The 13,126-nt window shown below is 29.4% G+C and carries 12 protein-coding genes; 2 read left to right on the forward strand and 10 right to left on the reverse strand.

Annotation, left to right across the window (positions count from 1 at the left end; genetic code table 11):
- Positions 1-180: 180 nt before the first annotated feature.
- The 5 genes from KQH81_RS14675 to KQH81_RS14695 form a co-directional block, all read right to left on the reverse strand.
- Positions 181-1,845 carry an ABC transporter permease gene (locus KQH81_RS14675; RefSeq protein ID WP_027637693.1) on the reverse strand — a complete coding sequence of 555 codons (1,665 nt, stop codon included), beginning with the start codon at positions 1,843-1,845 and terminating at the stop codon, positions 181-183.
- 48 nt (positions 1,846-1,893) lie between these two features.
- Entirely contained in the window at positions 1,894-2,823 is a 930-nt protein-coding gene (locus tag KQH81_RS14680; RefSeq protein ID WP_230028452.1) for an ABC transporter ATP-binding protein, read from the reverse strand.
- 170 nt (positions 2,824-2,993) lie between these two features.
- Positions 2,994-4,772: a M3 family oligoendopeptidase gene (locus KQH81_RS14685; protein ID WP_074846343.1), complete on the reverse strand. Its 1,779-nt coding sequence runs from the start codon at positions 4,770-4,772 to the stop codon at positions 2,994-2,996.
- A 134-nt stretch (positions 4,773-4,906) separates the two neighbouring features.
- Complete coding sequence (locus KQH81_RS14690; RefSeq protein ID WP_074846346.1) at positions 4,907-6,280, reverse strand: aldehyde dehydrogenase; 1,374 nt, start codon at positions 6,278-6,280, stop codon at positions 4,907-4,909.
- 144 nt (positions 6,281-6,424) lie between these two features.
- On the reverse strand, positions 6,425-7,117 hold the full coding sequence (locus KQH81_RS14695) for a DUF3298 and DUF4163 domain-containing protein (protein WP_074846347.1): 693 nt from the start codon (positions 7,115-7,117) through the stop codon (positions 6,425-6,427).
- Between the two features lie 106 nt (positions 7,118-7,223).
- Between KQH81_RS14695 and KQH81_RS14700 the strand changes: the two genes are divergently transcribed.
- Positions 7,224-8,294 carry an anti-sigma-I factor RsgI family protein gene (locus KQH81_RS14700; protein ID WP_074846349.1) on the forward strand — a complete coding sequence of 357 codons (1,071 nt, stop codon included), beginning with the start codon at positions 7,224-7,226 and terminating at the stop codon, positions 8,292-8,294.
- On the opposite strand, the gene KQH81_RS14705 is transcribed toward KQH81_RS14700, so the two are convergent.
- Positions 8,286-8,510, reverse strand: coding sequence for a glutaredoxin family protein (locus KQH81_RS14705; RefSeq protein WP_027637698.1), 225 nt, complete (start codon positions 8,508-8,510; stop codon positions 8,286-8,288). The two genes, KQH81_RS14700 and KQH81_RS14705, sit on opposite strands and share 9 nt — an antisense overlap.
- A gap of 197 nt (positions 8,511-8,707) precedes the next feature.
- Between KQH81_RS14705 and rluF the strand changes: the two genes are divergently transcribed.
- Entirely contained in the window at positions 8,708-9,541 is an 834-nt protein-coding gene (rluF, locus tag KQH81_RS14710) for a 23S rRNA pseudouridine(2604) synthase RluF (RefSeq protein WP_230028453.1), read from the forward strand.
- A 42-nt stretch (positions 9,542-9,583) separates the two neighbouring features.
- On the opposite strand, the gene KQH81_RS14715 is transcribed toward rluF, so the two are convergent.
- From KQH81_RS14715 to KQH81_RS14730, 4 genes are all read right to left on the reverse strand, one after another.
- Positions 9,584-10,375, reverse strand: coding sequence for an ABC transporter permease (locus KQH81_RS14715; RefSeq protein ID WP_051196157.1), 792 nt, complete (start codon positions 10,373-10,375; stop codon positions 9,584-9,586).
- Between the two features lie 3 nt (positions 10,376-10,378).
- Positions 10,379-11,197: an ABC transporter permease gene (locus KQH81_RS14720; RefSeq protein WP_051196158.1), complete on the reverse strand. Its 819-nt coding sequence runs from the start codon at positions 11,195-11,197 to the stop codon at positions 10,379-10,381.
- Positions 11,197-12,102, reverse strand: a complete 906-nt coding sequence (locus tag KQH81_RS14725) for an ABC transporter ATP-binding protein (protein ID WP_168972059.1) — start codon at positions 12,100-12,102, stop codon at positions 11,197-11,199. The genes KQH81_RS14720 and KQH81_RS14725 overlap by 1 nt, the downstream gene beginning before the upstream one ends.
- Positions 12,103-12,220: 118 nt before the next feature.
- The gene (locus KQH81_RS14730) at positions 12,221-13,105 is read right to left on the reverse strand and encodes a polysaccharide deacetylase family protein (protein WP_027637703.1); all 885 of its coding nucleotides are present in this window, start codon (positions 13,103-13,105) and stop codon (positions 12,221-12,223) included.
- Between the last annotated feature and the right edge of the window lie 21 nt (positions 13,106-13,126).

The following is a 13,126-nucleotide window of genomic DNA, read 5'->3' on the forward strand; positions in this document are numbered from 1 at the left end:
ATTTGTCACAAGAAAAAGGAGCAAGAACTTCCGAGGGGGGAAACTTGCTCCTTTTTTATACAATTAAAAACTCATACTCAATTTTAAATTCTTTTATTTGAAATTATTTTAAAACTTCTAAATCCTAGTTAATGCTATCTTATTTTTTATCGCTTAATTATTCACTATTTACTCTTATATCTACTTAACGTCTCTCTTTACAAAAGATATAAAGGAAATTGCAAGTAGTATAGCTGCAAATATTAGAAGATATGCAGCTCCGAAGTTTGGATCCAAATTTACTCCAAATTGCTGCTTTATCATTCCCACTATTATAGAATCACCATAGAAGTTTGATAAATTCATGTATGGGAATATTGTTTTTGTCACCCATTTCATATTTAATCCTGTAAGCATAAGAGTAGCAGGTGAACTTCCTAAATACATCATCATAGTTAAACCTACTGATAATGCTGTATTTCTAGTTATTGTTGATAAAGTTATTGCAACTGCAATTATAAATATAAGACTTATGCTTGAGAACATTAGCTTTGGTATTATCGAAGCAATATAATTCTTTTCTACTATGCTTCCTCCTACAAAGCTTATTACATTGGTTCCAAATCCCTTAAATCCATAAGTTATTCCACTTGATATTATAAGCATTCCCACACTTAATATAAGAGTTGTGTAGCCTACAATAAGTACTGCCATAAGTTTTGAGAACAAGAATTTCCATCTTGATACTGGTCTTATCATAAGAAGCCTTACTGTTCCAGTAGAAAACTCTGATGATACAATACCACCTGCTATTATTATAGAGACAACTATTATTACAGATACATACATTAAATATAGTTGGTCTACAGAACTTCTAGCATCTTTTTGGAATTTAATTTGTGGCACTTCATTTTTCAAACTATACCAATTAAGCTCTATCTCTTCTTTTATCTTTTTCTGTTTATCTTCAAAATCTTTTTTATAAGTTTCATATGTCATACCTCTTGAAATTTGATGGCTATATTGCTGATTGAATCTTTCTTCATCTAGCATGGCCTCCATCTGAGAATCATACTTGAATCCTATATCTTTTATAGTATTACTCTTCCAATCATTATTGTCATAAGCTATTTTATTGTTATATCTATATTGAGTTGCTTCAAGTCTTCCTTCTGTAGCCTTTAATTGTGCTTTTGCACTTTCTAAAACTGCTTTTAAATCATTCTTCTTAGGATCAGCTTTTATAGCATCTTCCATAGTCTTTATATTCTCTTTTTGTTTATTTACTGATTCTTTCATCGATTTTATGTTAGCATCTAAATAAGACATAAAATCATTCTTTACTATACCGTCCTTTAGTTTTGGATTACTCTTATTTAGTATCTTTAACTCTTCTTGCAACTCTTCTTTAGACATTGAACTAAATATCTGTATCTTTTCTGATCCAAAATAATCTGGTATATCTTTTGTCTCATGTCCATCTAATATAGCTTGAATTGTTATTATTGAAACTTCATTTTCAAACCATTGATTTACACTATCAGATCTCCAGTCGTCATAGGATATATTGTTGTCTATAAGAATGTTTAACTTTTCTTTTTCCTTGCTTCTTATTGCTTTAAGAAGCTGATTATTCTTGGTATTTCCTTCCTTCTCCAAATTTTTATTATCCATATCTAAATATTCAAGCTGTGATTTATAATGCTCTATATAGGAATTTGAATTTCTTTCTTTTTCACTGATAAACTTTATAGCTCCTGGAATAGCAAGAGCTGATATAAGTATTAAAATTAAAATTACTTTTGTACCAACTTTTTTGTATTGCTTTATCAGTTCATTCTTCGTAAGAATACCTATCTTTCTCATTTTCATTCTCCTTTTATAACTAAGATATATTACCTAATATCATTTTTATTAAGATATTTGATCCTTAGACCCCTTTGTAACTTCCATAAACTCATCTTCAAGAGTTTTAGAATTTATAGCCATTTCATAAACCAAAATATCTACATTTATTAGAAGTTTATTTATCTTAGCTATCTCTTCACGAGAACAGTTTAATCTAAGCTTTTCATCATGTTTTTCAACCTTCATATCTTTATATTCATCTTTTATAACTTCTATGGTTTTATCAGTATCTGAGACATCTAAAGAATACAAGTTAACATCCTTACTTTTCTTCTTTATGTCCTTTAAAGACCTTATGTCGATTATCTTTCCATTATCTATTATTCCAACTCTGTCACACATAAGCTCCATTTCACTTAAAAGATGGCTGGATACTAAAACAGCAAGTCCTTCGTTTTCAGCAAGCTCTCTAAGATTATCTCTAAGTTCCTTTATACCTACTGGGTCTAATCCATTGGTAGGTTCATCCAATATAAGAAGCTTAGGCTTATGTAGTAAAGCTTGAGCAACTCCTAGTCTCTGTCTCATTCCTAGGGAATATTTTTTAACTTTATCATCTATACGATTTTCAAGCTTTACCATCTTTACGGTTTCATCTATTCTATCTTTTGATACTGTTCCATGCATTTTTCCATAAATTTTCAAGTTATCTCTTCCGCTTAAATATCCGTACATCTCAGGATTTTCTATAATCCCCCCAACATTTTCTAAAGCACCTTCAAAATCCTTTTTTACATTTTTTCCGCCTATAAAAATTTCTCCTTCATCGATACTTAAAAGACCTGTTATCATTTTTATAGTCGTAGTCTTACCAGCTCCATTGGGTCCTAAAAAGCCAAATATCTCTCCTGAATTTACTGTAAAACTAATATTGTCTACGGCTTTTTTCTTCCCCATTGTTTTACTGACATTTTTCAATTCTAATATAGTCGCCATAATTCACCTCATAAAATTATTACTCTTTTAATTATATCTTATAGTATTCCCATTTAGTAAGCACCTTTAATAGCTTTTAAGAAACTCTTTAGGAATATTTAAGATTTGCGGGAAACTTAATCTATTTAGTTCAAAAAAATACAGAGGATCTATCCCCTGTATCTTATATTTTATAACTGACAAAACTTTTCTATATCTTTTCTTATTATATCTAAAGAACTTCTCCAGAAGTTTATGTCATGAACATCTATTCCTGCAAATTTTGTTACATCATAAATATTTGCTTTTCCCGTTAAAGATAGGATTTTGTTATACTTTTCTACAAAAGCGTCTCCTTCTTTTAGATACTGACTATATAATCCCTTTGCAAATAATAATCCGAAAGCATATGGGAAGTTGTAGAAGTTCCTCTCTGTAAAGTAGTAATGTGGCTTATGAATCCATGCATATGGATCTAATGTTGTTTCATCAATAGCTTCGCCATAAGCTTCCTTTTCTGCACAAACCATTATTTCTTTTATTTCATCAACAGATAAGTCTCCATTCTTTCTTCTTTCAAATACTTCTTTTTCAAATAAGAATCTAGCATATATATCAACTATAACTGATGCACAGTTTACAAGTTCTGCTCCAAGTATTCCTAAAGCCTCTTCCTTGTCTGCATCCTTTAAAGCAGCATTTCTTACCATAGTTTCTGAGAATATTGATGCTGTTTCTGCCAAAGGCATTGGATATTTTGTATTAAGTATGTCCTCTGCTCCTAAAATCATTCCATGATAAGCATGTCCAAGTTCATGAGCTAATGTACATACATTTTTAAAGCTTCCACTGAAACTACAAAGTATCCTGCTTTGCTTTATTACATGAAGGTTTGAGCAGAACGCTCCTCCTCTTTTCCCATCTCTTACCTCTGAATCTATCCATCTATCATTAAAAGCTCTTTCGGCCATAGCTCCCATATCTTTAGAAAATGAAGAAAAATGTTTTACTATAAAGTCTCTAGTCTCTTCATAAGTATACTCCTTTTCTGATGTGCTTATTGGAGCCATAATATCGTAATAAGGAAGTTTATCTTTATGGCCTAAAAGCTGCGCTTTCTTTCTAAAATATTTTTGGAAATCATTTAAGCTTTCTTTCATAGCTTCCAACATAGAATTTAAAGTTTCTTCATCCATTCTTGCATCTATAAGAGTTTTGCTAAGAGGAGATTTGTATCCTTTCATATCACATACAGTGATTACCTCACCCTTTATTCCATTTAATGCTGATGCAACGCCTTCTTCTATGACTTTGTTACTTTTTCTTTCAGCTTCTGACGCAATCTTTCTCAAGGTCTTGTCAGAACTGAATTGCATATTCTTCACTTTATTTATACTTAAGATTTCTTCTTTACCGTCTATAGTTATGGGAACCATATGATTTGAAGTTAAAGTATTTCTTAGGTTTTCCCAAGAGCTTGAGCCTGTAAGAGCCATTTTAGATAAGGCAACTTCAACTTCTTCACTAAGCATATAATCATTCTTACTATCTAATTCTTTTATTATGAACTCATGATTTTTTAGTTCTTCTGACGCATTTATTATTTCATCTATATTCTCTAATTTTCCTAGCCATTTTATAAATACAACTTGAACATTCTTAGTCAATGTCTCCTTTTGCTTAAGTACTACAGATGCTTTCTTTGCTTCACTATTTTTTGCATTTGCTGATAGAGTTAATCTTGAAAAAGATGAAAGTCTTCCCAAAAGAGATGTATATTCTCTATTTAAATTTAAATACTCTTCCATCTTTCTAACCGCATCTTCTGTAGTATTTAAATTGTTTTTAGCCCAATTATTTATCTCATTAATTTTATCATCTAAAGCTTTCATACCTGAGATAAAATCTTCTCCTTGAAAACTGCTATATAGCTGGCTTAAATCCCAACTCATATTTAATTCCTCGCTCATAGTTATTCCTCCTTGATTCCATATTGTGTTAACTAAATTATATCATTGATATTCTTTTATTTATGGTTTTAGGAGTACAGTTTTAGAAATTGCATATCAGTTTTTATCCTTTGAAGCTAGAATATATTAGGTTCTTAGCCCATAATCTTTTTTAACCACTTAAGCTTTCCAGCATATGGCGCATATCTAAATCTTATATCAAGTAAATTACTCTTCTTTATAATAGATTTATAATGAGTAAATGTATCAAAAGAAGCTTTTCCATGATAGGCACCCATTCCGCTTGCACCTACTCCACCAAAAGGCACATGGTGAGATGCTACATGTATTATTGTATCATTTATACATCCACCGCCAGATGTTGTCTTTATCATCATATTTTTCTCTTTGTCTTTGCTTTTAGTAAAATAATAAAATGCTAATGGTTTTTCTTTTCCCCTAAGCTTATCAATAACCTCTTCAATAGTTGAAAACTCTAAAACAGGCATTATAGGTCCAAATATTTCATCCTTCATTATCTCATAATCCCATTCAACATTATCTATTATTGTTGGTGATATATATCTTGTTTCTTTATCATATACCCCACCTATAACCACATTGCCTTTCTTTAAATAAGAAATAAGCCTGTCAAACTGTCTATCATTTATAATTCGTGGATAATCAGGACTTATATTAGGATTTTCACCATAAAACTCAGTGATATAATACCCCATTCTATCAAGAAGCTTATATTTTACATCCTTTTGCACCCATAAATAATCTGGTGCAACGCATGTTTGTCCACAGTTTAAAAATTTTCCCCAAACTATTCTCTTAGCAGCTAAATCTATATTTGCATCACTGTCAACTATACATGGACTTTTCCCTCCAAGCTCTAAAGTTACTGGAGTTAGATTCTTAGATGCTGATTCCATGACTACCTTTCCTACAGTAGTTCCTCCCGTAAAAAATATATAATCATATCTTTCCTTTAAAATATTTTGTATGGATTCACGTCCACCTTCTCTTTCAACTACTGATACATAATTTACCTTAAAAGTATCTTCTATTATTTTCTCCATGATTTCTGAAGTTGCCTTAGAATATTTTGATGGCTTTATAACAGCGCAGTTTCCTGCTGCAATTGCTCCAACTAATGGTGACATAGTAAGTTGAAATGGATAATTCCATGGTGACATTATAAGAACTACTCCATATGGATTAGGGTATCTATAGCTGTAGGATAAGAAATGAACCATTGGTGTTCTCTTTCTCTTTGGTTTTGCCCAAGATCGTAACTTTTTTATTGATAAATCGATTTCATCTATGACAAGACCTATTTCTGTTTCGTAAGATTCAAACTTAGACTTTCTTAAATCTTGCCAAAGTGCATCATATAGATTTTCTTCATATGCTAAAATACTATTTTTTAATTTCTTAAGCATTGCAATTCTAAAACTAACGTCTAAGGTTTCACCTTGATTGTAGTACTTTCTCTGAGATTCTACTATTTCATTTAAATTCACGGCTAGCCCTCCTATAAAATATAATACAATAGCATTAGACCAGCCCCAACTAAGCACATCAAGGCTGGTCTTACTACTTAATTTGCTACTAATTATATTATCTCTACCATATAAAGTCAATATAGTTACCTTATTAATTTCATCTTATGGCATATTATATTTAAGTCCTTCTTTTAATAAGTCATATTTTATTTCAAATTTAGGAATTCCTTTCACATATGGGGCTATTTCATAAAGCTGATAATAAACTACCACTCCATTATTAGTCAAAAAGAATTCTGTATTATCTTTTATCCCCTTGAACTCATCTGGAAAGTATTCATTTTTATTTTTCTCTATCTGAGATGATATCTCTTTGTTTATTACTCCTTTAAAATCAAACTTTTCTTTAAATAAGTCCTTCAATATTATCTCTTTCCCCGAATTCTTATCTATATTTAAAGTCTTAAGAGTTGTAACCCCGTGAGCTCCTCCAGCATAATAATATCTGCTTACAGGAATGCTCAAAAGCTCCTTTCCATTATATGTGGTACTAAAGTCCTGTTTTATAATAAATTTTATTCCTGCAAGGTTTTTACCATATTCCTCTGCTTCCTTTTGTACTTGATCTGCGAAATCTGATGATTCTCTTTTTATCTTATCATTGATTTGAGTTTGAAAATCTAAATTTTTAAGCCCTTCAATCTTGGGAATATCCATATATATATCGTAAAAATCACTCTTTTTAGAGATAGTCTCTTTTCCTACACCTGCCAAATCCTTTTTGTCAAAACCACATATTATCATTACTAAACAAAGTACTGCAAAAAAACAACAAATCCATTTATTCTTTTTCATATTGCACCTCTTTTAATTACAACTTAATTTACTTTCTTAACTCATTTTCTACATTTATATGCTATAATATTCACATTATAATATTTTTTAAGAGGAGAGTAGCTTTATGGGCGTTAATAAAAAATATAGTTTTTCACATGCTCCAAAACTATATATGCTAAATGATAATATGCAGGATTCTAGAAAAAAAGATGTACTGTCTTTTTTAGCTGAACTAAATGATTTTAAACTAAATTTAAAATCACTTACTTCATCTTGTCCAAGCATTAAAATTAGAAACAAAATTTTGAATATAGTTTTTCTTATTTTAGAAGATTCTCGTTTAACGGCTTTTATACACGATAAAAAATCTATTCCTCTAAAAAAGATTTCACAAATGAGCGGAGAACTTCCTGATTTTATATCAAAATATAGAAATTATATAATTTTATACTTTATACTTTTGTATCCAACAAAGCATACAAGTCTTCGTAACTTTTTGACTATCACAGAAAACGAAAATATTCCTTATGATAATTCGCAGACTCCACTAATGGGAGTGGTTTTGTCAGTTTCAAAAAACTACTGCATAATATTAACCAGCACAGGAGCTATAACAAGCGTTGTTCCTACTAATGTTGAACATAATGACATTAAAATAGGTGACATAATAGAAGGCGTGAAAACAAAACCACTTAAAGGAAAACTTCCATTGATAGTTGGATTCTCACTTGTACTTGCTTTAAGTATCTTAATTGCCTCTCTAGTTTATAACAATACTCAATCTGTTGTTGTAGTGAGTATAAGCGGCAATCTTACATTAAGAGTTAATAGTTTTGGTAAAGTACATGAAGCTTCTGGTGGAAGCTCTTCTACAAGAAAAATAGTTAAAAATGTAAAGATAGATAATAAATCTCTAGATCAAGCTTTATATAATATACTATACTATTCAAAGAATAATGGCATTATTGAGGAAGGAAGTTCCATAAACATATATATAACTAATAAATCTATTAACTTTTCTAAATTAGAAACCACTATAAACTTTTTAAAGGGTAATAAAATCAACACTAATATAAATAATAATGGGAAAGATGAGTTTATTGACTTAACTTCAAACGATGTCTCATCTTCTTTGTTCAATATAAAAGGAAGAGAACTTTCTATTAGTTCTCTTCCTTTTATATTTTTATCTTAACGCTTCATCTATAGCATATCTATCAAAACCAACAATAACTGCATCATCAACTTTTATTACTGGAACTCCCCTAAGCCTCATTCGCATAAGTTCTCTTCTGTAAATAGGCTCTTTTATATTTCTAATTTCAAAGTGAATCCCTTTGGATCTTAAATAGTTCTTTGTAAGAGTACAATAAGTGCAACTATCTGATGTATATACAACTACATTTTTCATAATTTATCCTCCACAAATTCATTTTAATCATTTTCTTTTAACTATCTAATCTTCAGATAGACTTAATACTCTACCTGAAGTTAAAAATTCAGTTTATTTAATTTATCTCAATTCCTATACAATTATATATATATTAGATATAATTATATATTGTTACTAATTTAAAATTTAACATCCCACAATTAGGAGTAATGAAAATGAGTAAATCTAAATTTTATTGTAAAAAAAATGAAACAACTAAGATAGATAATTATAAAAATAAATCAAATGATGTTACTAAAATAATTCATGAAGATAAAAATACTACTGTAAGATTAAACAAATATATCGGAGAAAGCGGCTATTGCTCTAGACGTGAAGCTGATAAGCTCATAGAAAAAGGTTCAGTAAAAATAAATAATAAAGTTGCTATCATGGGTGACAAAGTATCTCCTGGTGATAAAGTCTATATAAATAATAAACTTATCTCCTCTACGGAAGATTTCGTGTATATAGCATTAAATAAACCTGTAGGAATAACGTGCACTACGGAACATAAAGTACGTGGAAATATAGTTGATTTTATAGGTCATGAGAAAAGAATTTTCCCAATCGGAAGACTAGATAAAGATTCTCAAGGATTGATTTTTCTAACTAATGATGGGGATATAGTAAACAAAATTTTAAGAGCTGGAAATAACCACGAAAAAGAATATATAGTCACAGTTAACAAACCTATAACTCCAGAGTTTGTACAAAAAATGAGTAGCGGTGTTCCTATATTAGATACTGTTACTAAAAAGTGTATGGTAAAACATGAAAGCAAATATGTCTTTAGAATAATACTTACTCAAGGTCTCAATAGACAGATTAGAAGAATGTGCAGCTATCTTGGATATGAAGTCACAAAGCTTGAAAGAATAAGAATAATGAATGTTTCTTTAGGCAATCTTCCTATAGGAAAATGGAGATATCTTTCTGCAAAAGAACTTGAAAAGATAAATGAACTCACACGAGAATCTGTAAAAACTAAAGAAGCATCCGAAGATTAGCATCTAAAAGCCAGTCAATGATTTTATTCATTGATTGGCTTTTTAAGATCCTGAACTCCCATATCTTTTCAATCCTATGTTCCATATATATTTAGAGAATCTATAGTATATATATGAAATTATAGGTATCACAATTATTAAATAGCTATATTTAAGTCCTTCAAAAAATATTTTACTTGGATAAAAAGCTACAAATCCTATTGGAACTATTGTTGTGAATATTATTTGCAAACCTTTTTTATAAATAGTCATTGGATATTTTGCAAACTCCTTAAACTCCATGGTCAAATTTGCAAAATCAGCTTTTGCTATAGTGTAAAAGGAAAGTGTTGAAAACATAATTGATATTCCTGCATAAATAAAACACGCTGACACAAAAAATACAGGTGTTATTAATATAAACCATATATTGATCTTTAGTTTTATCCAAGAGTATATAAAAAGTATTACCCCTGTTAAAAGCTCCCCCCAAGAGTCTTCATCAAATCCACTCATCATTATTTGAAATATAGGTGATATAGGACGTAATAAAAATCTATCAAAAGATCCATCCTGTATATAGTAGGGAAGAGTTATGGTGTTTATAAAGAAACATGCCCACAATGAAAATCCAATTAAATTAAAAGAGTATAAGAATAATATTTCATAAAACGTCCATCCATTTATTTCTTCAACAATATCAAATATAAAAAATAAAACCATTAAACTTGCAGCATATTCTATAATCATAGAGATTATTCCAAAATAAAAATCCTTATCATATATAGCAACTTCTTTTACATTCGTTTTATAATATGCTTTAAACAATTCTATTGTTCGTTTCATTTTCCCCATCTATTATCCCCCTTGAATCATGATTTTTCTTATCATAATTTTTGACATTACCTTATAAAAGCAATATAGAATAGCTATAGATCCCCATAATATTAAAAGTAAAGTAAATGCATCATTTATTGGCTTATTAAGAAGTATATTTATTGGAACAAAATAAATAGTTGAAAATGGAAGGTAATATATTATGCTTTGAAAAAGCTTAGGATAAAAGTTTATAGGCAAAATTTTACCCGAAAGTATACTTATAATCGAAGATTTAAAATTATTTATTCCCCAAAGACTATTAGTATAATAGCTGAAAACTCCGATTGAAAGTTCAAGCGTAAATATAAATACATAAGAACTTATCCAAAATATCAACGCCATAATAAAAGTACTCATATCAACCATAATATGAATATCTAAAAATAAATATCCAGTCAAGATTATCGGTAATGCTATAAAAATCATCTTATAAAAAAGCTCACCTAATGAATCAGTAAAAAGTTGATATTCTATTTTTACAGGCTTTAATAGATTATGAATTATATCTCCGTTTTTTACCATACGTCCAAATTTACCGCTTACACTAAATGGATATAGCCTTCCCATTGAAAATGATAGTACTAAATAAGTAATCATATCTTCAAACGTAAAGTTATTTACACTAGTGGTATTTGAGTAAATAGCATTCCATAAAAAATACTGAGCTAATATCAGAATTACTTGAGTCAAAAAATTTAACAGGGACGCGGCTTTATATACATATTGACTATTAAAAGCTGTTTTTGCATTTAAGAAAATATATAAATAGCAGTTTTTTAATCTTTTCATATTCTTCATCACTCCCTGCTATATATTCTCTTTACCACATCTGTAAAGCTCTCTTCAGATATGCTTATATCCTTTATATTGTTCTTTTCCACAACTTTTGAGATAGACTCAAAGATCCTATCTTTATCCACACTATTAAAAGTTATCATATGCTCCTCATAACTTATATCTAAATCTAAAGCATCTTTTATTTCTACTGGAACTCTATTTTCAAGAACAATACTTATATTTTTTTTAGTACTTACCTGCATAAGTTCTTTTATATTTTTATCTAATATAATCTTTCCTTTGTCCAAAAATACAGCACGCTCACAGATTTCACTTATTTCATTCATATCATGTGTAGTCAAAAGAATTGTAACATCTGTTGTCTCTTTCATTTCCTTTAAAAACTTTACTATAGCATCTTTACTAAAAATATCTAGCCCAATAGTAGGTTCATCTAATAATACAAGTTCAGGATTGTGAAGAAATGCTGCTGTTATTTCACATTTCATTTTCTGTCCTAAGCTTAAAGTACGCACAGGCTGCTTGATAAAGGATTTCATTTCAAACAATTCAATAAACTTATTAAGATTTTTCTCATATATATCATCATCTATATTATAAATTACCTTTAATAATTGAAATGAATCTATAGCACACAAATCCCATCTTAATTGAGTTCTCTGTCCAAAAACTGCACTTATCTTTTTATTATTCTCTAATCTATTTTCATAAGGATCTTTTCCTAAAATTCTTATATCACCCGATGAATTGTATAAGATCCCTGTCATCATCTTTATAAGTGTAGATTTACCTGCTCCATTATTACCAATCAGTCCTACAAATTCACCTTTATTTATATTTAAGCTTACATCCCTTACCGCCTCTACTTCTCTATAAGTCGTTGGAAGAAAAATTTTTATAATAATATTTCATACAGTGTATATACTCTATGTTACACTTTTGTATTTTTTTGTAAAGACATAATTTCATTTAAAACAAAAAGCAGTTAGATTAATTTTGTTTATAAATCTAACTGCTTATTCTTTATTTGTAATTAGGATTTGATAATCTCTCTTTGAACACATCCATATCTTTAGTTGCGTTTACATAAACTCTTTTAACCTTATATTCATCAGTTTTTCCCTTTGCCCATCCCATATCAGTACTGAATCCTATTGTGTATCCAGCTTCTTTTACTGAATTAATTGTAGCTGCATCATAAACTCCAAATGGGTAAGCTATACTGGTTACTGGTTTTCCCACTATCTTTTCTAAGAATTCTTTTGAATCTTTTAAGGTCTTCTTTGTATTTTCCCTTGAAGTAGAGCTTAAATTCTCATGATTCACAGTATGGCTTCCGATATCTATGTTATTTTTACTAAGTTCTTTTATTTGGTCAGTAGTTAAGTATAAGCCAACTTTATCTACCATGTCAGTTATTACAAATATAGTTGCTTTAAATCCATATTCCTTTAAAACTGGATAAGCATTTTCATAGTTATTTTTATATCCATCATCAAAAGTTATAAGTATAGCATTTTCAGGAACTTTGTCTCCATTTTTCACATAGCCATAAAATTCATCTATTGATAATGTATGATAGTTATTATCCTTTAAATATTTCATCTGTTCTTTAAACTTATCAGTTGGCACAACAAGCTCATCACCGTTCCCATCGTCACCTATTGAATGATAATAAAGCACTGGTATTCCTTTAGTATTTTCAACTAATGATATCTTTACCTCGTCTTTCTTTTCCTCTTCTTTTGGAGCTTTTTCTTCTTCCTTATTACTTTCTACCTTTACTACCTCAGAATTATAGCTCTCTTTATTACTCTTATTTTTTCTTTGTTCTCCAATAAAAATTACGCCTATAATAGCGACTATTAAAATGCAAACTGCTATTATAGTGGCTTTCTTCTTGTTCATATTTTCCTCCTAAATATTATG

The organism is Clostridium cadaveris (assembly GCF_020911725.1).
In the GTDB taxonomy this organism is placed as follows: domain Bacteria; phylum Bacillota; class Clostridia; order Clostridiales; family Clostridiaceae; genus Clostridium_X; species Clostridium_X cadaveris.

Bases quoted from the DNA above. Each gene is read 5' to 3' on its own strand.
- KQH81_RS14675 (WP_027637693.1), bottom strand. From the start codon at position 1,845: ATGAGAAAGATAGGTATTCTTACGAAGAATGAACTGATAAAGCAATAC.
- KQH81_RS14680 (WP_230028452.1), bottom strand. From the start codon at position 2,823: ATGGCGACTATATTAGAATTGAAAAATGTCAGTAAAACAATGGGGAAG.
- KQH81_RS14685 (WP_074846343.1), bottom strand. From the start codon at position 4,772: ATGAGCGAGGAATTAAATATGAGTTGGGATTTAAGCCAGCTATATAGC.
- KQH81_RS14695 (WP_074846347.1), bottom strand. From the start codon at position 7,117: ATGAAAAAGAATAAATGGATTTGTTGTTTTTTTGCAGTACTTTGTTTA.
- KQH81_RS14700 (WP_074846349.1), top strand. From the start codon at position 7,224: ATGGGCGTTAATAAAAAATATAGTTTTTCACATGCTCCAAAACTATAT.
- KQH81_RS14705 (WP_027637698.1), bottom strand. From the start codon at position 8,510: ATGAAAAATGTAGTTGTATATACATCAGATAGTTGCACTTATTGTACT.
- rluF (WP_230028453.1), top strand. From the start codon at position 8,708: ATGAGTAAATCTAAATTTTATTGTAAAAAAAATGAAACAACTAAGATA.
- KQH81_RS14715 (WP_051196157.1), bottom strand. From the start codon at position 10,375: ATGGGGAAAATGAAACGAACAATAGAATTGTTTAAAGCATATTATAAA.
- KQH81_RS14720 (WP_051196158.1), bottom strand. From the start codon at position 11,197: ATGAAGAATATGAAAAGATTAAAAAACTGCTATTTATATATTTTCTTA.
- KQH81_RS14730 (WP_027637703.1), bottom strand. From the start codon at position 13,105: ATGAACAAGAAGAAAGCCACTATAATAGCAGTTTGCATTTTAATAGTC.